The organism is Neisseria basseii, from assembly GCF_962707005.1.
Taxonomy (GTDB): Bacteria; Pseudomonadota; Gammaproteobacteria; order Burkholderiales; family Neisseriaceae; genus Neisseria; species Neisseria bergeri.
Genome location: NZ_CAUIXH010000003.1, coordinates 151,477 through 174,299, shown reverse-complemented (window position 1 = coordinate 174,299; position 22,823 = coordinate 151,477). Strand labels below are relative to the sequence as shown.

Genomic DNA, 22,823 nt, shown 5'->3' with positions numbered 1-22,823 from the left:
GGGGGGTGATTTTTGACGTTTTTTGCCGAAAATTTACATTCGGGCGGTTAAAAGGAAAAAGCCGTGTCGCATCTGTGCAACACGGTTTGGCGGGCTGAAAGGGATAAAGCGGTGTTCCCTGCCGCCGCAGGCGGAACGCTGGGATTTTCCGAGGGATTCGGCTGCCGCTATATCACGAAATCCAACAGGTAGAAATCTTCTTTGCCTACGCCGCATTCGGGGCATTTCCAGTCGTCGGGGATGTCTTCAAACTTTGTTCCGGGGGCGATGCCGTGTTCGGGGTCGCCGTGTTCTTCATCGTAAATCCAGCCGCAGGGGCCGCACATATATTGCGCCATTTGTGTTTCCTTGTTTTTTGTATAGTGGGTTAACAAAAACCGGTACGGCGTTGCCTCGCCTTAGCTCAAAGAGAACGATTCTCTAAGGTGCTCAAGCACCAAGTGAATCGGTTTCGTACTATTTGTACTGTCTGCGGCTTCGCCGCCTTGCCCTGATTTTTGTTCATCCGCTATAAATCAGGGTTTGGGAGGATGGTGAGGTATCCGCCCGGTTTTTTTGGGGGTTGGGGTTTTTTTCGATAGATTCCTGTGGTTTTTCGGTTACTGGATTCCCACTTCCGTGGGAATGACGGTTTGGAGGTTTCGGTTTTTTCGATGGATTCCTGTTGCGTTAGGGGGCTGGATTCCCGCTTTTGCGGGAATGACGGTTTGAGGGTTTCTGTTTTTTCCGATGGATTCCTGTTGCGTTGGGGGCTGGATTCCCGCTTTCGCGGGAATGACGGTTTGAGGGTTTCTGTTTTTTCCGATGGATTCCTGTTGCGTTGGGGGCTGGATTCCCGCTTTCGCGGGAATGACGGTTTGAGGGTTTCTGTTTTTTCCGATGGATTCCTGTTGCGTTGGGGGCTGGATTCCCACTTTCGCGGGAATGACGCGGTGAGGGTTTCGGTTTTTTCCGCCTGTTTATTTTGCGGCTTCGATTTCCGCTATTTCTTTGCGTAGGTGTTTGATCGCGGGGGTTACGATGGCGACAAACATCGCTTCGCGGACGCGCCTTTGGGTGGGACTGCGCATCAGGTAGCCTTTTGCGCCGGAATGCAGGGCGGCGGATTGCGCGGCGGCAAGTGCCAGTACGGCGGCGGCTTCGCGCAGCTTGAGGGTGGCGAGGTTGTCGGGCGTGTTGTCCCACGCCAATCCGGCGAGTCGTTCGGTTTCTGCCCATGCGCCGTCCAACCTTGCTTTGAGGCTGTCGTAGCCGTCGTCGAGATAGCTGTTGACTTCGGCGTTGACGACATCGGCTATGCGGATGATACCGAGGCTGCCGTCAATCACGCCCGCGCCGATGCCGATTTGCAGGAGGATGAAACCTGCTTTGATGCTTTGGATGTAGTCGGCAAACTGTTCGGGCGCGGCGATGATGTCTTCGTCGGGGATAAATACGTCTTTGAAGTTCAGGCTGAAGGTGCGCGTGCCTTCGAGGGCGCAAAATTCGGGGCAGTTTTGCAGGCTTACGCCTTCCCTTTGCCCGCCTGTGATGAACATAACGTAGCCGCCGCCGATTTGGGCGGTATTCGCCCAGATGTGGTCTTCGCCGATGTTGGACACCCACGGCAACGCGCCGTTGACTGTGTAGCCGCCCTCCACGCGCTCGGCTTGAAGGTTGTGTTTTTCGATGCCGGCAAGGTGTTTGACGGTATTGGACATTCCGGTACCCGCCAATACTTTGCCTTGCAGGATGTCGGCGAGGTATTTGTCTTTGACGGCCCGGTTGGGCGTTTGGTGCAGATACCACGCGCAAGCCGCCTGACACCACGCGCTGAAGGAGGTGGCGCCGCATTCTTTGCTGATTTCGCGCAAGACGGCGATTTGCGTTGCCAAACCCAAGCCGTTGCCGCCTTCGGCTTCTGTACCGACTGCGCCGAATCCGCCGATTGCGCCGAGTTCGCGCATAAATGCTTCGGGGTAGTATCCTTTGCGGTCGATGTCGTCCACTATGGGTTTGAGCTTGGTTTTGACGAGTTCGGCAACGTTGGCAATCAGGGTTTGGGCGTTCATCTTTGTTCCTTAAGGTTTGCGGGGGAATCGGGCGCGCGCCTGATGCGCGGCTGCTTCCCTGCCGCTTGGCGGCTTGTTTTTGTTTGAGGGGGTGTTTTTGAAAAACCGCCCGATATTCGGGCGGTTTGCCGTATCAGGCGTAAGCCTGCAATTCGGGGTTGATTTCGGTTTGTCCGAGGTTGTTGACGTAGTTACACAGGGTTGCCAAGGCTACGCCCATTACGACTTCGACTGCCTGCTGCTGGTTGTAGCCCGCATCGAAAAATGCTTTGAGTTCGTCATCGGATACCGCGCCTTTTTTCGCCATTACGGCTTGGGTGAAGGCGGCGAGCGCGCCGAGTTTGGCATCGTCAAATTCGCCTGCCGCCAAAGCGCGCGCGGCTTTGATGGATTGTTCAGAAAGGAGTTTTTTCAGGGTTGCGAGTTTGGTGTGCCCTGCCACGCAGAAGCCGCATTGGTTGGTGCGGGCGGCGATGATCTGGATCACTTCGACTTCGCCGGCGGTCAGGCTGTTGGCGGCGTTGAGCTTGCCGACTTCTTGGTAAAACGCCAAAGCTTCGGGGGCGTTTGCCAATACGCCGATGAGGTTGGGGATGAAGCCGTTGTTTTGAAGTACCGCCTCGACGCGCGCTTTGGCGGCTTCGGGGGCGGTTTCGAGGGTGTGTACGGTTAAACGTGCCATTTTTCTTTCCTTGTTCGCAAATATTGTGGACGGGCGAATAGTACGCATTTCGGAACGAAATAGGAAAGACTGATTGGTTATGTGCTGCAAACGAAAAGTTATAAGAAATGCCGTCTGAAGCCTTTCAGACGGCATAGCGGGGAAACGCGCCTACCTGCCCCCGCGCCCGAAATATTGCGCCAATGCGGCTTGGGGGTTGGCTGCCTCAACCGTTTCGGGCAATTCGGTATAGCCGCGCGATAAAAGGTGGCGTGCATAAAGGCTGTTGCCCTTTGCGCCGAACCAGACGGAAACCGCCAAGCCCAATACGTTAAACGCCGAGTCTGTGGCGGGCGTGTCGCCGTAAACCAGTTGGGCAAACACCGCCAGCACGAATATCGCGCCCGTCAGCCCCAGCCCCAAACCCCACATTCTTTTGAAACACGCCCACAGCGTGCCGAACAAAAGTCCCGGCCACGACCAGCCTTGTTTGACGGCTTGGGGCGGCAGGGCGGGATGGGTGTAGATTTTGTATGGTTTCATCGTGTTTCCTTAATGCTTCAAACCTGCCTTCGGGCAGAATCGGGGGCGGCTGCCGAAAGGTTGCGCCCGTGTGCCGGCATACGGCTTGAAAGCGATTACCCGACGGGGAACTTCAAACCCGACAATGCCGTCTGAACGGTGTTTTGCCTTCAGACGGCATTGCCTGCCTTCAAAGCGGATGCGCTTATTCCGCCCAGTTTTTCTTTTTGCTGGTTTTGCCTACGCCCGGGTTGAAGCTGTTGGTCGGGTCGAGTTTGCGGTAAAACTGTTTGAGCGCGGGCTTAGCTTCGTACAAATGACCGACATTGTGTTCGGCGGGATATTGCGCGCCGCGTTGGTCTAAGAGATGCAGCATTTCGTGTTCCAACGCCATGCAGTCGTTGCCTTTTTTGATGATGTAATCCTGATGGAAAACGTGGCACATAAAATGCCCGTAATACAATTTGTGGATGATTTTATTGTCGATTTCCTGCGGCAGTTTTTCAAACCAGTCGCGGTCGTCGCGGCGCAGGGCGATATCCAGCGCGACCAAATCTTCCACTTCGTCGTCGTGTACGGCACGGTAGCGGATGGCGGCGGAGGCGACGGCGAAACGGTGCAGCATCGCGGCTTGGGTTTCTTCGGCGTTACACTCGAAAAACGCGCCGCCGTGGTGTGCAAAATATTCTTTTAAGAACGTGCGCGCTTCATCAACGCCTTTTCCGCCCATTTTCAAAATCAGATGGTGTTCGTATTTGTCGCGGTAATCGCGCATGGATTTGGGCAGGTGGTCGGGCAGGAATTTGCTGACGAACTGCATGGCCTTGTCGGAAAAATGTTTGGGCAGAAAGCTGACTTTTTTGCCGAACCTGTCCACGCGCGCCTTCAAGTCAAATAATTTCGGCAGTTGGTGCGTACCGAATTTTTTGATGACGTAAAACGTGTCTTTGCCGTACACGTCGGCAATGTCGAAAGCGTGGCGGTGGATGTATTCGCCGGAAACGGGCAGGCTTTCAAATTCGCCCAAGGCGGCGCGGCGGATGTCGGTCAGTTCGTTGATGTCGTTCGTGCCGATGTAGAACACGGCAGTTTGTTTTTCTTGCGGGAAGGTGTCCAAACGGACGGCAAAAACCATCAGTTTGCCCGCGCAGCCCGAGGCTTCGTAATGGCGGGCGGGGTCGGCATTGAAACGCGCGGCGGTCGGTTCGTCCACTTGGCGGACGTGTTCGCAATAGGCGTGGTCGTGTCCTTTGCCCGCGTCTTGTTTGATGTCTTTGTTTTGATAATGATGACCTTGCAGATTGGTCAGGATTTCTTCGGGCGTGTCGCCCAAGTCTATGCCCAAGTGGTTGACCAGTTCCAACCTGCCTTCTTCGTTGATTTGGGCGAACAACGCCATTTCGGTGTAGGCCGGGCCGCGCTGTACCAACGCGCCGCCGGAGTTGTTGCACACGCCGCCCAAGACGGACGCGCCGATACAGGAAGAGCCGATAACCGAATGCGGTTCGCGCCCCAAAGGTTTCAGCAGCAATTCAAGCTGGTTCAGGGTCGAACCGGGCAGGCAGACGACTTGTTGGTTGTTGTTGATGGTTTGGATGATGTTCATCCGCATGGTGTTCACAATCACGATGTCGCGGTCGTAATCGTTGCCGTCGGGGGTCGAGCCGCCAGTCAAACCGGTATTCGCCGCCTGCGTAATCACAATCACGTCCGCTTCGACGCAAGCCTGCAAAATTTTCCACATTTCCAGAATGGTTCCGGGGCGAACCACCGCCAACGCCTTACCCTCGCCGAAGCGGTAGCCTTGGCGGTATTGTTCGGTTTTCGCGGGGTCGGTGATGATGTATTTTTCGCCGACGGTTTGGGTCAGGCTGCTGATTAATTGCGAGGCGTTCACGGTACTCTCCTATCGGGATAAGCGGCGGCGCAAATCCCGGTACGCCGCCGTATGTTCAATTTGAATATTTTGGTGCGGCAAGTTGCACGCTGCAAATTATTTTTGGTTAAAGAAATAATGTAATTTAATATTTTTGGCATTTGCCGCGTTTTCCAAATCGGCCTTGTCGCTTTCGCTGTCGCCCATCATATAGACACTGACATTATTTCCGACTTTCTTTGCATGGTTTAAGGAATAAAGTGCGGTCGCCTTATTAAGCATTTGGCTGCTTCCCGCCACGCCGACGTTGATATTGTCCGCGCCGAGCATTTCAATCATATTTGATGCCGAAGGCGATCCGGATGTTTTAATCATTCCGACAGCTACCGTATCGGAAAGCGGGTTATTTGTCGCGGGAACCTGCACAACGACAGAACGTTCTCCCTGCGGCATTTCAACCATCAGCCGGCCGACATTGACACCTGTTGCGCAAGCTGCAAGCATACCGGTAAGGGTTATCATTAGAAGTTTTTTCATTTGCCTACTCCTTTAGTCTTTAATCAAACTGCCCTGTTCGTCATAAACTTGAAATTGAACCATACTTCATTTTTATGAAGCCGGTTCTTCATTGGCCTGTATGGATACATTGTAATGATGCGTTATGGCAAAGTAAAGGAAATGCCGTCTGAACGGCTTTCAGACGGCATCGGTGCGATACGGGAACGCCGGAACATCGAAGCTCCGGCGTTTCAAATAGGGCGGCGGGCCAAACCCCCGGCACTGGCGCATCGGAGTGGGCTGCTGGCTTCCGCCCCTGACCCGGTGTTCCGATTTGCCATGCGGGGAGACCCGCCTCAGAGAAACGGCATTATAACGGGTTTTATGAAAAACTCAACCGTTTTGATACGGTCATACGCCGGAAACACTGTCTAAAACTTATATCCGATAATATTGTCAACAATTTCTCAAAGCGTCATTTTGTTTCTATAAGGGTATTTCCTGTTTCGGCATTGAAAAATATTAAGAATTAAACTACATTATTGCCTTTCAAAATTTGTCTGCAACCGACCGTTCGGACAACACTCAAATAAAAACAACCAAACACGGACACGCCATGACCACGACTACCGCCCCGCAGCGTATTCGGGAAATTCCCTACAACTATACTTCCTACACCGACCGCGAAATCGTCATCCGCCTGTTGGGCGACGGGGCGTGGCAGATTCTGCAAGATTTGCGCGGTCAACGCAAAACAGGACGTTCGGCACGAATGCTGTTTGAAGTATTGGGCGATATTTGGGTGGTCGTGCGCAATCCGTATCTGGTCGATGACTTGTTGGAGCATCCGAAACGCCGCGCCGCGCTGGTACGCGAAATGCGCCACCGCTTAAATGAAATCCGCAAACGCCGCGACGATAATCGGCAAGTGGATGTATTGGTTGCGGCAGCGGAAAAGGCAGTCGAGCGTTTTGATAGCAGTTTTGATGAAACCAGCCAAAAACGCCATCAAATTTTGGAACGCTTAAGCAAAATTACCAAGCCGCACAATATTATGTTCGACGGGCTGGCGCGGGTAACCCACGTTACCGATGCGACCGACTGGCGCGTCGAATATCCGTTTGTCGTCGTCAATCCCGACACAGAGGCGGAAATCGCGCCTTTGGTGCGCGCCTTAATCGAGCTGGATTTGGTCATTATCCCGCGCGGTGGCGGCACGGGTTATACCGGCGGCGCGGTACCTTTGGATGCAATGAGCGCGGTCATCAATACGGAAAAACTGGACAAGCATCGCGGCGTCGAATTTGTCGAGCTGGTGGGTTTGGACGGCAAACATCCGATTATCCATTGCGGCGCAGGCGTAGTAACCCGCCGAGTGGAAGAAACCGCGCATCAGGCGGGCTTGGTGTTCGCCGTTGATCCGACTTCTGCCGACGCGTCATGCGTGGGCGGTAATGTGGCGATGAACGCGGGCGGCAAAAAAGCCGTGCTGTGGGGTACTGCCTTGGACAACCTCGCCTACTGGCAGATGGTCAACCCGCAGGGCGAATGGCTGCGCATCGAACGCGTGCGCCACAATTTCGGCAAAATCCACGATGAAGAAACCGCCGTGTTCGACGTTCACACGCTGGATTCAGACGGCATCAATATCGTTAAAACCGAACGTTTGGAAATCCCCGGTCACAAATTCCGCAAAGTTGGTTTGGGCAAAGACGTTACCGACAAATTCTTGAGCGGACTGCCCGGCGTGCAGAAAGAAGGTACAGACGGCATCATCACCAGCGTCGCCTTCGTGTTGCACAAAATGCCGAAATATACGCGCACCGTGTGTATGGAGTTTTTCGGTACGGTCGCCACCGCCACGCCTTCTATCGTCGAAATTCGCGATTTCCTACTTGCCCACGACAGCGTTCGACTGGCGGGTTTGGAGCATCTGGACTGGCGTTATGTCCGCGCCGTCGGCTACGCCACCAAAGCGGCGGGCAAGGGACGACCGAAAATGGTCTTGCTGGCAGACGTGGTTTCCGACGACGAAGCCGCCGTAGAGGCCGCCGCCGAACACATCTGCGAACTTGCCCGTGCCCGCGACGGTGAAGGCTTTATTGCCGTATCGCCCGAAGCGCGCAAAACCTTCTGGCTCGACCGCAGCCGCACCGCCGCCATTGCCAAACATACCAACGCCTTTAAAATTAATGAAGACGTAGTAATCCCACTCGAAAGGCTCGGCGAGTATTCAGACGGCATCGAACGCATCAACATTGAGCTTTCCATCCAAAACAAACTCAAACTCTGTGCCGCTTTGGAACAATATCTGTCCGGCAAACTCCCCATCGACAAAATGGGAACAGACCTGCCAACCGCCGAACTGTTGGGCGAACGCGGCAAACACGCCCTTGCCCATGTTTCCGCTGTCAAAGCGCGTTGGGAATGGCTGCTTGCTAACTTAGACGCGCCGCTTGCCGACTACAAAGCCCGCTACGGCGCAGCCGTCCACGCCGCTCCCGAAGCCAAAAACAATGAAAGTTGCTTTATTGCCTTCCGCGATTTCCGCCTGCGCGTGTCTGTCAAAGCAGACGTAATGAAGCCGCTTTCTGAAATCTTCAGCGGCAAAACCGATACCAAAATTATCCAAGGCTTGGGCAAAATCCACGCCAAAACCGTACGCAGCCGCGTCTTCGTCGCCCTGCATATGCACGCCGGCGACGGTAACGTTCATACCAATATTCCGGTTAACTCAGACGATGCCGAAATGCTTCAGACGGCCTATCGTTCGGTCGAACGCATTATGAAAATCGCCCGTTCGCTCGGTGGTGTGATTTCCGGCGAACACGGCATAGGCATTACCAAGCTCGAATTTTTGACCGATGAAGATTTGCAACCGTTTTGGAACTACAAAAACCAAGTCGATCCCAAACACACCTTCAACCGTCACAAACTGATGAAAGGCTCGGACTTACGCAACGCCTACACACCATCCTTCGAGCTTTTGGGCGCGGAATCGCTGATTATGGAAAAATCAGACCTCGGCACCATCGCCGATTCCGTCAAAGACTGCCTGCGCTGCGGCAAATGCAAGCCCGTTTGCTCTACTCACGTTCCGCGCGCCAATCTGCTGTACAGCCCGCGCAACAAAATCCTCGGCGTGGGGCTGTTGACCGAAGCCTTCTTATACGAAGAACAAACCCGCCGCGGCGTTTCCATCAAACACTTTGAAGAACTCATGGACATCGGCGACCACTGCACCGTGTGCCACCGCTGCGTCAAACCCTGCCCCGTCAACATCGACTTCGGCGACGTTACCGTAGCCGTCCGCAACTACCTTGCCGATTCCGGTCATAAACGCTTTGCGCCTGCGGCTTCAATGGGCATGGCATTTCTGAACGCCACCGGCCCAAAAACCATCAAAGCCCTTCGCGCCGCCATGATACAAACCGGCTTCCCTGCGCAGAACTTTGCCTACAAAATCGGTAAGCTTCTTCCGATCGGCACGAAAAAGCAAAAAGCCGAACCGAAAGCCACCGTCGGTACCGCTCCGGTCAAAGAACAAATCATCCACTTCATCAACCGTCCTTTGCCCAAAAGCGTGCCCGCCAAAACACCGCGCTCCATGCTCGGCATCGAAGACGACAAAAGCATCCCTATCATCCGCAATCCGGCTACGCCGGAAGATACCGAAGCCGTGTTCTACTTCCCCGGCTGCGGTTCTGAACGCCTGTTCAGCCAAATCGGACTTGCCGTTCAAGCCATGCTTTGGCATGTCGGCGTACAAACCGTCCTGCCGCCCGGCTATATGTGCTGCGGCTATCCGCAGGACGCGGGCGGCAACAAAGCAAAAGCCGAACAAATGAGCACCAACAATCGCGTCGCCTTCCACCGCATGGCGAACACCCTCAACTACCTCGACATCAAAACCGTCGTCGTCAGTTGCGGCACTTGTTACGACCAGCTCGAAAAATACCGCTTCGAGGAAATCTTCCCCGGCTGCCGCATCATCGACATCCACGAATACCTGCTCGAAAAAGGCGTGAAACTGAACGGCGTGAAAGGTCAGCAATACCTCTACCACGACCCTTGCCATACCCCGATCAAAACCATGAATGCCACCCAAATGGCCAGCAGCCTCATGGGACAGAAAGTCGTCTTAAGCGACCGCTGTTGCGGCGAGTCCGGTATGTTTGCCGTTAAACGGCCAGACATTGCCACTCAGGTCAAGTTCCGCAAACAAGAGGAAATTGAGAAAAACCTCAAAGAGCTGCCACAGGGCGAACCCGTCAAAATGCTCACCTCCTGCCCTGCCTGCCTGCAAGGTCTGAGCCGATACGCCGACGACAACAATATGCCTGCCGACTATATCGTCATCGAAATGGCGAAACATATTCTCGGCGAAAACTGGCTGGACGATTTTGTAAGAAAAGCCAACAACGGCGGCGTAGAGAAAGTGTTGCTGTAACAACGGATATGGAAATGCCGTCTGAACGCCGAAAGCCTTCAGACGGCATTGTTTAAACCAAATACCTACCCAAATCATGATTGACGGACAAACAACCGAACCCAAACAAAAAACCCGAATCATCCTAGCCCCCATGCAAGGTCTGATAGACGATGTGATGCGCGACCTGCTGACGCGTATCGGCGGCTACGACGAATGCGTCAGCGAATTTGTACGCATTACCCATACCATGCATTCCCGCGCCACATGGTTAAAATATATCCCCGAAATCACCAACGGAAACAAAACGTTTTCTGGCACGCCCTGCACCGTCCAGCTTTTGGGCAGCGATGCAGACAATATGGCGGCAAACGCATTGGAAGCCGTCCGCTTCGGCGCGGACAAAATCGATTTGAACTTCGGCTGCCCCGCTCCCACCGTCAACAAACACAAAGGCGGCGCAATCCTTTTAAAAGAGCCGCAACTGATATTCCATATCGTCAAAACGATGCGCGAACGTTTGCCCGCACATATTCCGCTGACGGGGAAAATGCGGCTCGGCTATGAAGACAAAAGCCCTGCTTTGGAATGCGCCTGTGCGATTGCCGAAGGGGGCGCGTGCGGACTGACCGTACACGCGCGTACCAAAGCCGAGGGTTACGAACCGCCGGCGCATTGGGAATGGATAAGGAAAATCCGAGACAGCGTCGATATTCCCGTTACCGCCAACGGCGACGTTTTCAGCCTGCAGGACTATATCAGCATCAAAACAATCAGCGGCTGCAACAGCGTCATGCTGGGGCGAGGTGCGGTCATCCGCCCCGATTTGGCGCGTCAAATCAAGCAATATGAAAGCGGCCTGCCCGTTACGGATACCGATTTTGCCGAAATTTCCAAATGGATACGGCTCTTTTTCGATTTATGCCTGGCAAAAGAGGCAAACAATAAATACCCGATCGCCCGTCTTAAGCAATGGCTGGGCATGATGAAAAAAACGTTCGACCCGGCGCAAACGCTGTTTGACCGCGTCCGAACGGTTAAGGATGCGGATGAAGTACGCCGAATCCTGAGCGCATTCGAGTATGAGATGAATGTTTGATGTCTCCCATGCTTCAAAGCAAATGCCGTCTGAAAATCTTTCAGACGGCATTTCATATCTTTATTGCTGCTTTTCTTCCGTATCCGGTGTATTTTTGTTTTTCAGCTTCGCACCCAAGCCCAAACGTCTTTCATAATCCGATTGGGGGGTATCGTCTTCCTGCATGCCGAATGCGCTGGCATTGACCCACAGCGACAGCAGCGAAACGATAAAGGCGAAAAAGCCGACTACATACCAAAACATTGCCCCTCCCGATTTGTTAAAATCATATCAAATACGGTACCGAATCTACCACAAGCCCATGGTCAAATAAATCTTCTACCCGCATTATTTCATTCATTTACTTTGGAAATAAAAAAGGACACCTGAAAATTTTGCAAAACTTTTCAGATGCCCCGATTTGACAAATTCGAATCAACCGCCGCACGCACCGCAGCAGCCGCCCTCGCTGTGTCCGCCTTTTTTGTCGTTATCGACAACGGGCAGTTCGACTTCTTCGTTTGGTTTTTCTGCATTTTCGGGCAGGTCGTTGACTTTGATTTTAGCAGTTTCGCTCATTTCCTTACCTCATTTGGAAAACGGTTTGAAAGATTCAGGAATATAGCATATTTAATTCGGACCTGAAAAGGGAAGCCGTATGCGAAATGCCGTCTGAAGCCCGAACGTGGCTTTCAGACGGCATTTTACCGCCGAATCAAATATACCGGACTTCGATAATGTCGTATTCGCGTACGCCGCCCGGAGCCTGAACTTCCGCCGTATCTCCTTCTTCCTTGCCGATTAGGGCGCGTGCAATCGGAGAGCCGACATAGATTTTGCCCTGTTTGATATCCGCTTCGTCTTCGCCGACAATTTGATAGGTAACGTGTTCTTCCGTTTCCAAATCTTCCAACGTAACCGTCGTACCGAACACGATTTTTCCTTCGGCATGGATTTCAGTCGGATTAATAATATGGGCAACGGAAAGTTTGTGTTCCAACTCGGAAATGCGGCCCTCGATAAAACCTTGGCGTTCTTTGGCTGCTTCGTATTCGGCGTTTTCGGACAAATCGCCGTGCGATCTGGCTTCGGCAATCGCTTCGATCACTTCGGGGCGCGCCACGCTTTTAAGCTGCTGCAATTCCTGTTTCAGCAATTCCGCACCGCGTACGGTCAGGGGGATTTTTTGCATAAGATCGTATTCTCCATATTCCGGCACACCGGTTTGCGGCAGCAAGCATACCGCGTACCGTCTTGCTTTGTGCGTCCGGATATTAAAATAAAAATACAAGCCGCCCGGAAAATCGGCGGCTTGTCTGTCGTTGAACAGCGGCTATTCTACCAAATTCTATGAAATTGGCAATCGTGCCGTACCGTCCGCAAACACCATTTGTCCGCAACAAAAGCCGAAAATATGCCGGCAAAAAAATTTTAGAAACAAAAAATTTAAAAATAATCAATTTTCGGCACAAAAAACCACATTTACGGACTTTAAAACCGAAAATGCCAAACCTGAGATTTTTCAGACGGCATTTGCACCAGTATAATGCAGTCTGTCTTTATCCCTATATTTACGTTTTGCCATGACCGAATCCCTCCGCCTCCCTGCCGCCTCGCTCAAACCATCTACCGTCGCCCTTCCCGGCTCCAAAAGCATCAGCAACCGCATCCTGCTGCTCGCCGCCTTGTCCGACAATACTTGTGAAATCCATTCCCTGCTCAAATCCGACGACACCGACCGTATGTTGGAAGCACTCGATAAACTCGGCGTTGAAATCGAATATCTTGCCGAAGGCCGTCTGAAAGTGCACGGCACAGGCGGGCGTTTCCCCAATCGGACTGCCGATTTGTTTTTAGGCAACGCGGGCACGGCGTTCCGTCCGCTGACTGCCGCTCTGGCCGTTTTGGGCGGCGATTATCATCTGCACGGCGTGCCTCGTATGCACGAACGCCCCATCGGCGATTTGGTCGATGCGTTGCGGATTGCCGGCGCCGATGTCGAATATCTCGGCAACGGACACTATCCGCCGCTTCATATTGGCAAACGTCAAGACCGCAGCGAGCGCGTGATTCCGATTAAAGGCAATGTGTCCAGCCAGTTTCTGACCGCCCTTTTAATGGCGTTGCCGCTGACCGGACAGGCATTTGAAATCCGTATGGTCGGCGAGTTGATTTCCAAGCCCTATATCGACATTACCTTGAAACTGATGGCGCAATTCGGCGTACAGGTTATCAATGAAGGCTACCGCGTTTTCAAAATCCCCGCCGATGCGCACTACCACGCGCCCGAACACCTGCACGTCGAAGGCGATGCCTCCAGCGCGTCCTACTTCCTCGCAGCCGGTTTGATTGCCGCCACGCCCATCCGCGTTATCGGTATCGGCGCAAACAGCATACAGGGCGATGTCGCCTTTGCCCGTGAGCTGGAAAAAATCGGGGCGGACGTGGTTTGGGGCGAAAACTTCGTCGAAGTCTCGCGCCCGAAAGAACGTGCCGTCCAAGCCTTTGATTTGGATGCAAACCATATCCCCGATGCCGCCATGACCCTCGCCATCGTCGCACTTGCCACAGGGCAAACCTGCACGCTTCGCAACATCGGTTCGTGGCGCGTCAAAGAAACCGACCGCATCGCCGCGATGGCAAACGAGTTGCGCAAACTCGGGGCAAAAGTCGTCGAAGAAGCCGAAGCAATTCACATCACCCCGCCCGAAACGCTGACACCCGACGCCGTCATCGACACTTACGACGACCACCGCATGGCAATGTGTTTCTCGCTGGTTTCCCTGTTGGGCGTACCCGTCGTCATCAACGACCCGAAATGCACCCATAAAACCTTCCCGACTTATTTTAAAGTGTTCTCATCGCTGACCGAAACAGCGGAATAAGATGGAAAAATGCCGTCTGAAACCCGAAACAGGGCTTCAGACGGCATTTGTGTATTCGCGGACGGCGGGTTTTAAATCTGTTCCAATTCCATATTCAAAACAACCTGTTCCTGTTTGGCTCGGAAGTCTGCCAGTTTTTGCGCCAGTTCGGGATTTTCATTGGCCAGCATGGAGATGGCGAACAATGCGGCATTGGCCGCGCCTGCCTCGCCGATGGCGAATGTGGCGACGGGTACGCCTTTGGGCATTTGTACAATCGATAAAAGCGAATCTTCGCCACGCAGGTATTTGCTGGGGACGGGTACGCCCAAAACGGGGACGGTGGTCTTGGCGGCAACCATGCCGGGTAAATGCGCCGCGCCGCCCGCACCCGCGATGATGGCTTTGATGCCGCGCGCCCGTGCGGTTTCGGCGTATTCAAACATCAAATCCGGAGTGCGGTGTGCGGAAACGACGCGCGCCTCATATTCTACGCCGAACTCTTCAAGAAACTGCGCTGCCTGCTGCATAACGGGCCAATCGCTGTTGCTGCCCATGATGATGCCGATTTGTATCATAAATCCTCCTTGGTGCGGATGGGGTAAAAAGCGGAAAAGACGCGCTGCGTCAGGAATCCCTCCCCATCAAAGTGGTAAGTCCATTCCTTATCCTCCTTGCGTCGTCCGCCACGCTCATAAGTGGCTTCCTTACCGAAGCGGTCAGGATAGATATTGCCTATTCGATCTGGGAGCTTATAGAGTATATCTACTTCATCATAACGAGCGGCGGCCAAAGTACCCACGACATCATAGTCAAACTCTGCCGTATATGTCCCTGCCGTGAGTCTTTGGTTTGCACTCAAAGTCGTGTGGCAGCACAATAGATCGAGTAAGAATGCCCCAAAAACTAAAGACAAGAGCCTCTTCCTGCAAAAGCTATAATTGGAACGATGTGCGAACAATACTATAGTAAAACTCAGCATGCTTTGCAGGACACCTCCTGTATACTTTCTCATTGAGAAATGCTTTGAGTGTATTATTTCAGCCCTTTAAGTCGTTGATTCTAGGTTGATATGATCTCAATATACTCTTTGTATTCTAAGGGGATAGGTAGATTAAACACCAAATCCTTTAGAGGGTCTACATTTCTCCCCATTTTGTAACACAAATATAGCCGTTCATTAAGCTCAGCATAGATTCGTACATTCCTCAATTCATAGCTATTAATCGTTTCTAAATCGTCTCTATTTATTGACGCAATGATATCTCGTTCATTGTATTTCCCCGAGGAAGTATCTACTTCAAAGAGTCTGCCCCCACCATCTCCTATGATAAGAATTTTCTTTTCGTTTGGTGTTCCTTCCCAGAGCGTAATCCATCTACTTCCCATACCTAAGGGGTCTATCTTACGCTTTGGAGAGATATAGTTCTCAATCCCCTTAATATTCTGCCTGAAGATATTGCTGCTTTTAATGAATTGACGAGCAACAGTGGCGCAGAAAAGAATAGGAACTTGGGTTAAGTCTACATCATCCCAATTGTTATCAGTGTTAAATAGATTGAAAAACAGGAGTTCAGCCTTCCCTATCATCTGAGCGAGCACATACACCCTAGTTTCTCTTGATTCATCCTTTCGTTTAGTCTCAATGCTGATAACTTGATTATTCCTCCACCTTATTTCTGTCATATTTCTCATCTTAGTGAATTCCTTTGGTTTTCAGATGTTCATCAGCTGCAGCATGGAAAAACTATCGTTTGCGTACGGCTGCGGCGGCGCGTTTTGCCGCCGGGCTGCCCGGGTAAGCCTGTATCAGTCCGCGCCAGGTCGCCCTTGCAATGTCTTTTTGCTGAAGCCTGTATTGGCATTCGCCGATTTTGAACATGGCTTCGGGCGCGGTTGGGCTGTCTTTGAAACGGTTGGCGTAACGCCCTCCGATTTCGATGACGGATTCGCAGTTCCCCATACGCGCCCTGCTTTGCAGCAACAGGTACATACTGCGTTGCGCGATGCTGCCGCCGTCGCCTCCGTCCGCGCCTTTCAACAGGGCGGCTGCGGCAGAAAACCTGCCGTTTTGATAGTGTTTGAGTGCCTGATTGTAGAGGTTTTGTGCGGTTTCGACGGTATGTGCGGATGCGCTGCCGCCTTCGGTATTGAGGTAATGCTCTTTCAACTTGCGGTCGTCGAGTTTTTGGACGTATGCCCTGCCGGAAGGGTGTGTTTTCGCATGCTCCAGTGCTTTGACTTTGCCGTTTAAGGTTTCCACTTCGTTCGACAGGCGGATAATCCTGTTTTCCAAATCGTCCAAACGGTCTTGCAAGGTCGGAACGGGATAGGGAATGCCGTCTGAAGCATTTTCCCGTGTCGGCATTTCGGTTCGGCTGCCTGCCGGAACGGGTGAAACGGAAGCACAGGCGGCAGACACAGACAGCCAAATGATAAAAAGCGGTAATCGGGTCTTCATTATTTTTTCAGAAGCAGGGTCAAACCGTCGCCGACGGGCAGGGTGATGGGGACGATGCGCGGGTCGTTCGGCAGGTTTTGATTGAAATCTTTGAGAATTTTGATGCTGGGCGGCGCATCGGAAGCCTCCTCGCGCATCACCCTTCCGTTCAGCAAAATATTGTCGATGGCGATGATGCCGCCTTGCCGGACAAGCTTGAGGCAACGCTCGAAATATTGCGGCGTGGGCGGTTTGTCTGCGTCTATCAGTGCCAAATCGTAGCTTCCGGCTTCGCCTTGTGCAATCAAATCATCCAATGTCAGTAATGCGGGTTGCAGGTGCAGGCTGATTTTATGTGCCACACCGGCCTCGTTCCAAACCTGACGCGCCGTATCGGTAAAGGTTACATTGATGTCGCAGGCGGTAATCCGCCCGTGTTCGGGCAGAGCCAATGCAAGCGCGGTGCTGCTGTATCCGGTAAACACGCCGACTTCCAGATATTTTTCCGCACGGATCAGCTTTGCCAGCCAAACCAAAACCGCCGCCTGTTCGCGCGCAATCGCCATTTTACCCATACGGTGATGCCCGGTCTTCTCACGCAGCCGCGTCAAAACGGGATGTTCGGGTTCGCCGATGGCGTTCAAATAGTTTTGCAGGTCCGGTGCGACATTGGACAGATTGGTCGTCATTTCGGCGGGTTCAGTCTTGGTAATAGGTATAAGGTTTTTTCGCTACTTTTGCCGCCTCGAAGTTTTCCTGTTCTTCGGGATTGAGTTCGACATCCCACAAAAGCCCCCTGTTTTCCAAACGCTGCTGTTCCAACTCAGGTTTTTCTTCAATCAGGCGGTTGAGGAATTGTGTGGCATCGGATTGGTAGTGATACATCTTTGTGCTCCAATTTTACGGGATACGGCGTGATTATACTGGTATTTTCCAAACGGGATAAACGGCTTTTATCAAGAATACAGGCAGAAAGGTAAGGGGTTTTATTATAGAATGAAGCGTTTTTTGAAACGGAAGCCCATGCCATGTCCCGAATTGCCGCCCTGCCCGACCACCTTGTCAACCAAATTGCCGCCGGCGAAGTAGTCGAACGCCCTGCCAACGCCTTAAAAGAAATCGTTGAAAACAGTATCGATGCAGGCGCGACGGCGATCGATGTCGAGCTGGCGGGCGGCGGCATCCGCCTGATTCGCGTTAGCGACAATGGCGGCGGCATCCACCCCGACGACATCGAACTCGCGCTCCACCGCCATGCCACCAGCAAAATCAAAACCTTAAACGATTTGGAACACGTCGCCAGCATGGGCTTTCGCGGCGAAGGTTTGGCAAGCATCGCCTCCGTCAGCCGCCTGACCCTGACCAGCCGTCAAGAAGACAGTTCGCACGCAACCCAAGTCAAAGCCGAAGACGGCAAACTCAGCCGCCCCACCGCCGCCGCCCACCCCGTCGGCACCACCATCGAAGCCGCCGAACTCTTCTTCAACACTCCCGCGCGGCGCAAGTTCCTCAAATCCGAAAATACCGAATACGCCCACTGCGCCACCATGCTCGAACGCCTTGCGCTGGCGCATCCGCACATCGCCTTCTCGCTCAAGCGCGACGGCAAACAAGTGTTCAAACTCCCTGCACAAAACCTGCACGAACGTATTGCCGCCATTGTCGGCGATGATTTTCAGACGGCCTCATTGGAAATCGACAGCAGCAGCGGCGCATTGCGGCTCTATGGCGCGATTGCCAAGCCGACTTTCGCCAAAGGCAAAACCGACAAACAATACTGCTTCGTCAACCATCGTTTTGTCCGCGACAAAGTCATGCTCCATGCCGTCAAGCAGGCATACCGCGACGTATTGCACAACGCCCTTACCCCCGCCTTCGTCCTCTTCCTCGACCTGCCGCCCGAAGCCGTGGATGTCAACGTCCACCCGACCAAAACAGAAATCCGCTTCCGCGACAGCCAGCAGGTACACCAACTCGTGTTCCACACGCTCAACAAAGCCCTTGCCGACACACGCGCCGACTTGACCGAAAGCGTCAGCAACGCAGGCGAAGTGTTGCATGAGATTACCGGCGTTACGCCTGCCCCAATGCCGTCTGAAAACGACAGCGAAAATCTGTTTGATAGCGCATCCAACTACCCGACAGGCAACAAACCCGATATACGTAATGCCTTCGGTTCGTCAGGCAAAACCGCGCCTATGCCTTACCAAGCCGCGCGTGCGCCGCAACAACACAGCCTGTCCCTGCGCGAAAGCCGCACGGCAATGAATACTTATGCCGAACTCTACAAAAAAACCGACGACATCGACCTTGAGTTGAACCGATTAGAGCAGGCACGTTTCGGCAATATGCCGTCTGAAATGCCTATCCCAAAAACAGATGCGCCGCTTTCAGACGGCATCCCGTCCCAATCCGAACTGCCGCCGCTCGGCTTCGCCATCGCCCAATTATTGGGCATCTACATCCTTGCCCAAGCCGAAGACAGCCTGCTGCTCATCGACATGCACGCTGCCGCCGAACGCGTCAACTACGAGAAAATGAAACGCCAGCGTCAGGAAAACGGCAGGCTGCAAAACCAACGCCTGCTTATTCCCGTAACCTTTGCCGCGTCCCACGAAGAATGCGCCGCCCTTGCCGACCACGCCGAAACGCTGGCAGGCTTCGGCTTGGAACTGTCCGACATGGGCGGCAACACCCTTGCCGTCCGCGCCGTTCCCGCCATGCTCGGCAAAGCCGATGTCGTCTCACTCGCCAAAGATGTTTTGGGCGAACTCGCCCAAGTCGGCAGCAGCCAAACCATCGAAGAACACGAAAACCACATCCTCGCCACCATGTCCTGCCACGGCTCAGTCCGCGCCGGCCGCCGGCTTACCCTGCCCGAAATGAACGCGCTCCTGCGCGATATGGAAAACACGCCGCGCAGCAACCAGTGCAACCACGGCAGGCCGACTTGGGTCAAACTGACTTTGAAAGAATTGGACGCACTGTTCTTGCGCGGACAATAAACCGAAAGTGCTAGAATACGCCGCCCGAGACCGCCGTTCAGACGGCATTCCGAAGCACCGACAGAAACATCACGACCGAAACCAAGAGAAAAATATGGCCTATCAAGTTCTCGCCCGAAAATGGCGGCCCAAAACCTTTTCCGACTTAGTCGGTCAGGAACACGTCGTCAAAGCCTTGCAAAACGCCTTGGACGAAGGCAGGCTGCACCACGCCTACCTGCTGACCGGTACGCGCGGCGTAGGCAAAACCACCATCGCCCGCATCCTTGCCAAAAGCCTCAACTGCGAAAACGCGCAACACGGCGAACCTTGCGGCGTGTGCCAAAGCTGTACGCAGATCGATGCCGGACGCTACGTCGACCTGCTGGAAATCGACGCCGCCTCCAACACAGGCATCGACAACATCCGCGAAGTATTGGAAAACGCCCAATACGCGCCGACCGCCGGCAAATACAAAGTCTATATCATCGACGAAGTGCATATGCTCTCCAAAAGCGCGTTCAACGCTATGCTCAAAACGCTGGAAGAGCCGCCCGAACACGTCAAATTCATCCTTGCCACGACCGATCCGCACAAAGTTCCCGTTACCGTCTTGAGCCGCTGCCTGCAATTCGTCTTGCGCAATATGACTTCGCAGCAGGTTGCCGACCACCTCGCCCACGTCCTCGACAGCGAAAAAATCGCCTACGAACCCGCCGCCCTGCAACTTTTGGGACGTGCCGCCGCCGGATCGATGCGCGATGCCTTGAGCCTGCTCGACCAAGCCATCGCCCTAGGTTCGGGCAAAGTTGCCGAAAACGATGTCCGCCAAATGATCGGCGCGGTTGACAAACAATACCTTTACGAACTGCTGACAGGCATCATCAACCAAGACGGCGCAGCCCTGACCGCCAAAGCACAGGAAATGGCGGCGTGTGCCGTCGGCTTTGACAACGCCTTGGGCGAACTTGCCATACTGCTGCAACACCTCGCCCTGATACAGGCAGTGCCGAATGCCTTGGCGCACGACGACCCCGATTCCGATATTTTGCACCGCCTCGCCCAAACCATAAGCGGCGAACAAATCCAGCTTTACTACCAAATCGCCGTCCACGGCAAACGCGACCTGAGCCTCGCCCCCGACGAATACGCCGGCTTTATGATGACCCTGCTGCGTATGCTGGCGTTTGCGCCCTTGGCGGCAGCTTCGTGTGATGCAAACGCCGTGATTGAAAATACCGAACTTCAATCCCCATCGGCACAAACCGCCGAAAAGGAAACCGCCGCAAAAAAGCCCCAACCGCACCCTGAAGCAGAAACCGCCCAAACACCCGTTCAGACGGCATCCGCAGCGGCAATGCCGTCTGAAGGCAAAACTGCCGGACCCGTTTCCAATCAAGAAAACAACGATGTTCCGCCTTGGGAAGACGCGCCGAACGAAGCCCAAACCGCAGCCTGCACGGCGCAGGCATCGGCAAAAAGCATTCAGACGGCATCCGAAGCCGGAACGCCGCCCGAAAACCAAGTTTCCAAGAACAAGGCAGCCGACAACGAAACCAATGCCCCCTTGTCCGAAGTGCCGTCTGAAAACCCCATTCAGACAACACCGAATAATGAAGCCGTTGAAACGGAAGCATTTGCACACGAAGCCCCTGCAGAACCTTTCTACGGTTACGGCTTTCCGGATAATGACTGCCCCCCGGAAGACGGCGCAGAAATCCCGCCGCCGGATTGGGAACACGCCGCCCCTGCCGATACCGCAGGCGGAGGCGCGGACGAAGAAGCAGAAGCGGGCGGCATCGGCGGAAACAACACACCGTCCGCCCCGCCGCCCGAATTTTCCACCGAAAACTGGGCAGCCATCGTCCGGCATTTCGCCCGCAAACTCGGCGCGGCGCAAATGCCGGCACAACACTCCGCGTGGACGGAATACCATCCCGACACCGGCCTGATGGTTTTGGCGATGACCGCCGAAGCGCGCGCCACCGCCGACAAAAAACGCCTCGACAAAATCCGCGACACCCTTGCCCAAGCCTACGGGCTGCAACTCACCCTGCAAACCCAAGACTGGCAGGACGAAGCCGGCAGAGAAACCCCCGCGATGCAGGACAAGCGCGTCCAAGCCGAAGACAGGCAAAAAGCACAAGCATTGCTCGAAGCCGACCCCGCCGCACAAAAAATCCTCCAAGCATTCGGCGCGCAATGGCAGCCCGAATCACTGGAATTAGCGGCAAACCGCCCATAAACAGATATAATGCCGCCCGAACCCTTCGGACGGCATTGCCGTTTCCCTTATTCAATCAAAACAGACAGGAGTTTTACCTATGTTCGGAAAAGCCGGATTAGGCGGCCTGATGAAACAGGCGCAGCAAATGCAGGAAAATATGAAAAAAGCGCAAGCCAAACTTGCCGAAACCGAAATCGAAGGCGAAGCAGGCAACGGCCTGGTCAAAATCACAATGACCTGCGCGCACGAAGTACGCAAAATCGACATCAGCCCCGATTTGATTCAAGAAGCCGCCGACGACAAAGAAATGCTCGAAGACCTCATCCTCGCCGCCCTCAAATCCGCCCGAGGCAAAGCCGAAGAAACCGCAAACAAAACAATGGGCGCATTCACGCAAGGTCTACCCCCCGGAGTGGGCGACTTCTTCCGCTGACCCCGACCGTCATTCCCACGCAGGCAGGAATGACGGAGGGCAATGCCGTCTGAAACTTCGTCATTCCCGTGAAAACGGGAATCCGGTAGGCTGGGCTGTAGGGTGGGCTTCAGCCCACCAAATCCGCCAACAACCACACAAACCCCCGACCGTCATTCCCGCGAACGCGGGAATCCAGACCAGTCGGCACAGAAACTTACCGGAAAAAACAGTTTCCTTAGATTCCACGTCCTAGATTCCCGCCTGTGCGGGAATGACGAGATTTTAGATTATGGGAATTTATCAGGAATGATTGAATCCATAGAAAAACCACAGGAATCCATCGGAAAAAACAGAAATCCCACCGAACCGTCATTCCCGCGAACGCGGGAATCCAGACCCGTCGGCACGGAAACTTACCGGATAAAACAGTTTCCTTAGATTCCACGTCCTAGATTCCCGCCTGCGCGGGAATGACGAGATTTTAGATTATGGGAATTTATCAGGAATGATTGAATCCATAGAAAAACCACAGGAATTTATCGGAAAAAACACAAACCCCCACCGACCGTCATTCCCGCGCAGGCGGGAATCCAGCAACACAACGCAACAGGAATTTATCGGAAAAACCCCAACCCGAACGGACTAGATTCCCGCGCAGGCGGGAATGACGGGATTTTAAGTTGGGGGAATTTATCAGAAACCCCCAACCCCCAAAAAACACCGGGCGGATGCCGCACCATCCGCCCCCAAACCCCTTTTTAACCATTCAAACACACAG

At 53.7% G+C, this 22,823-nt stretch carries 21 protein-coding genes, 1 other RNA gene and 1 other annotated feature; of the genes, 6 read left to right on the top strand and 16 right to left on the bottom strand.

The features are described 5' to 3' along the window. Window positions 1-167: 167 nt before the first annotated feature. From Q9I99_RS02925 to ffs, 7 genes are all read right to left on the bottom strand, one after another. A complete protein-coding gene (locus Q9I99_RS02925) occupies window positions 168-338 on the bottom strand; it encodes a rubredoxin (protein WP_002217326.1) in 171 nt (56 codons plus the stop codon). A 621-nt stretch (window positions 339-959) separates the two neighbouring features. After that, window positions 960-2,051 carry an acyl-CoA dehydrogenase family protein gene (locus tag Q9I99_RS02920; protein WP_301668201.1) on the bottom strand — a complete coding sequence of 364 codons (1,092 nt, stop codon included), beginning with the start codon at window positions 2,049-2,051 and terminating at the stop codon, window positions 960-962. A 133-nt stretch (window positions 2,052-2,184) separates the two neighbouring features. Beyond that, the gene (locus Q9I99_RS02915) at window positions 2,185-2,733 is read right to left on the bottom strand and encodes a carboxymuconolactone decarboxylase family protein (RefSeq protein ID WP_301668200.1); all 549 of its coding nucleotides are present in this window, start codon (window positions 2,731-2,733) and stop codon (window positions 2,185-2,187) included. Window positions 2,734-2,883: 150 nt separating this feature from the next. Next, window positions 2,884-3,255 carry a DUF2628 domain-containing protein gene (locus Q9I99_RS02910; RefSeq protein ID WP_002213703.1) on the bottom strand — a complete coding sequence of 124 codons (372 nt, stop codon included), beginning with the start codon at window positions 3,253-3,255 and terminating at the stop codon, window positions 2,884-2,886. 184 nt (window positions 3,256-3,439) lie between these two features. Further along, a complete protein-coding gene (gene dld, locus Q9I99_RS02905) occupies window positions 3,440-5,131 on the bottom strand; it encodes a D-lactate dehydrogenase (protein ID WP_301668199.1) in 1,692 nt (563 codons plus the stop codon). 96 nt (window positions 5,132-5,227) lie between these two features. Then, window positions 5,228-5,647: a hypothetical protein gene (locus Q9I99_RS02900; protein ID WP_118783744.1), complete on the bottom strand. Its 420-nt coding sequence runs from the start codon at window positions 5,645-5,647 to the stop codon at window positions 5,228-5,230. 220 nt (window positions 5,648-5,867) lie between these two features. Next, an RNA gene (gene ffs / locus Q9I99_RS02895) (signal recognition particle sRNA small type) lies at window positions 5,868-5,964 on the bottom strand. A gap of 260 nt (window positions 5,965-6,224) precedes the next feature. On the opposite strand from ffs, the gene Q9I99_RS02890 reads away from it, so the two are divergent. Then, complete coding sequence (locus tag Q9I99_RS02890; RefSeq protein ID WP_301668198.1) at window positions 6,225-10,058, top strand: DUF3683 domain-containing protein; 3,834 nt, start codon at window positions 6,225-6,227, stop codon at window positions 10,056-10,058. Window positions 10,059-10,134: 76 nt separating this feature from the next. Further along, the gene (locus tag Q9I99_RS02885; protein ID WP_301668197.1) at window positions 10,135-11,136 is read left to right on the top strand and encodes a tRNA dihydrouridine synthase; all 1,002 of its coding nucleotides are present in this window, start codon (window positions 10,135-10,137) and stop codon (window positions 11,134-11,136) included. Between the two features lie 60 nt (window positions 11,137-11,196). Here the strand turns inward: Q9I99_RS02885 and Q9I99_RS02880 are convergent, their stop codons facing one another. The 3 genes from Q9I99_RS02880 to greA all read right to left on the bottom strand — a co-directional run bounded on the left by Q9I99_RS02880 (window position 11,197) and on the right by greA (window position 12,307). Then, complete coding sequence (locus Q9I99_RS02880; protein WP_003674521.1) at window positions 11,197-11,379, bottom strand: hypothetical protein; 183 nt, start codon at window positions 11,377-11,379, stop codon at window positions 11,197-11,199. 171 nt (window positions 11,380-11,550) lie between these two features. After that, window positions 11,551-11,694, bottom strand: a complete 144-nt coding sequence (locus tag Q9I99_RS02875; RefSeq protein WP_301668196.1) for a hypothetical protein — start codon at window positions 11,692-11,694, stop codon at window positions 11,551-11,553. A gap of 136 nt (window positions 11,695-11,830) precedes the next feature. Next, window positions 11,831-12,307 carry a transcription elongation factor GreA gene (gene greA / locus Q9I99_RS02870; RefSeq protein WP_002216944.1) on the bottom strand — a complete coding sequence of 159 codons (477 nt, stop codon included), beginning with the start codon at window positions 12,305-12,307 and terminating at the stop codon, window positions 11,831-11,833. Between the two features lie 391 nt (window positions 12,308-12,698). On the opposite strand from greA, the gene aroA reads away from it, so the two are divergent. Then, a complete protein-coding gene (aroA, locus tag Q9I99_RS02865; protein WP_301668195.1) occupies window positions 12,699-14,000 on the top strand; it encodes a 3-phosphoshikimate 1-carboxyvinyltransferase in 1,302 nt (433 codons plus the stop codon). Window positions 14,001-14,071: 71 nt separating this feature from the next. Here the strand turns inward: aroA and purE are convergent, their stop codons facing one another. From purE to Q9I99_RS02835, 6 genes are all read right to left on the bottom strand, one after another. Next, window positions 14,072-14,557, bottom strand: coding sequence for a 5-(carboxyamino)imidazole ribonucleotide mutase (gene purE, locus Q9I99_RS02860; protein WP_301668194.1), 486 nt, complete (start codon window positions 14,555-14,557; stop codon window positions 14,072-14,074). Then, a complete protein-coding gene (locus Q9I99_RS02855) occupies window positions 14,554-14,895 on the bottom strand; it encodes a hypothetical protein (RefSeq protein ID WP_127206988.1) in 342 nt (113 codons plus the stop codon). The genes purE and Q9I99_RS02855 overlap by 4 nt, the downstream gene beginning before the upstream one ends. Before the next feature lie 146 nt (window positions 14,896-15,041). After that, window positions 15,042-15,674, bottom strand: a complete 633-nt coding sequence (locus Q9I99_RS02850; protein WP_170314440.1) for a DUF8309 domain-containing protein — start codon at window positions 15,672-15,674, stop codon at window positions 15,042-15,044. Between the two features lie 52 nt (window positions 15,675-15,726). Further along, window positions 15,727-16,440 (bottom strand): tetratricopeptide repeat protein, encoded by a 714-nt coding sequence (locus Q9I99_RS02845; RefSeq protein WP_301668193.1) that lies wholly within the window; start codon window positions 16,438-16,440, stop codon window positions 15,727-15,729. Then, window positions 16,440-17,108 carry a class I SAM-dependent methyltransferase gene (locus tag Q9I99_RS02840; RefSeq protein ID WP_301668192.1) on the bottom strand — a complete coding sequence of 223 codons (669 nt, stop codon included), beginning with the start codon at window positions 17,106-17,108 and terminating at the stop codon, window positions 16,440-16,442. Before Q9I99_RS02840 ends, Q9I99_RS02845 begins: the two co-directional genes overlap by 1 nt. A 10-nt stretch (window positions 17,109-17,118) precedes the next feature. Next, a complete protein-coding gene (locus tag Q9I99_RS02835; RefSeq protein WP_002213027.1) occupies window positions 17,119-17,304 on the bottom strand; it encodes a DUF3460 family protein in 186 nt (61 codons plus the stop codon). A 143-nt stretch (window positions 17,305-17,447) separates the two neighbouring features. On the opposite strand from Q9I99_RS02835, the gene mutL reads away from it, so the two are divergent. The 3 genes from mutL to Q9I99_RS02820 all read left to right on the top strand — a co-directional run bounded on the left by mutL (window position 17,448) and on the right by Q9I99_RS02820 (window position 22,063). After that, the gene (gene mutL / locus Q9I99_RS02830; protein WP_301668191.1) at window positions 17,448-19,424 is read left to right on the top strand and encodes a DNA mismatch repair endonuclease MutL; all 1,977 of its coding nucleotides are present in this window, start codon (window positions 17,448-17,450) and stop codon (window positions 19,422-19,424) included. 94 nt (window positions 19,425-19,518) lie between these two features. Further along, the gene (gene dnaX / locus Q9I99_RS02825) at window positions 19,519-21,648 is read left to right on the top strand and encodes a DNA polymerase III subunit gamma/tau (protein WP_301668190.1); all 2,130 of its coding nucleotides are present in this window, start codon (window positions 19,519-19,521) and stop codon (window positions 21,646-21,648) included. Continuing rightward, window positions 20,708-20,747 (top strand) — a sequence feature (This ribosomal frameshift element is known only in the genus Neisseria.). Its footprint overlaps the gene before it by 40 nt. A gap of 79 nt (window positions 21,649-21,727) precedes the next feature. Then, window positions 21,728-22,063, top strand: coding sequence for a YbaB/EbfC family nucleoid-associated protein (locus Q9I99_RS02820; protein WP_002219073.1), 336 nt, complete (start codon window positions 21,728-21,730; stop codon window positions 22,061-22,063). Window positions 22,064-22,823: the final 760 nt, after the last annotated feature.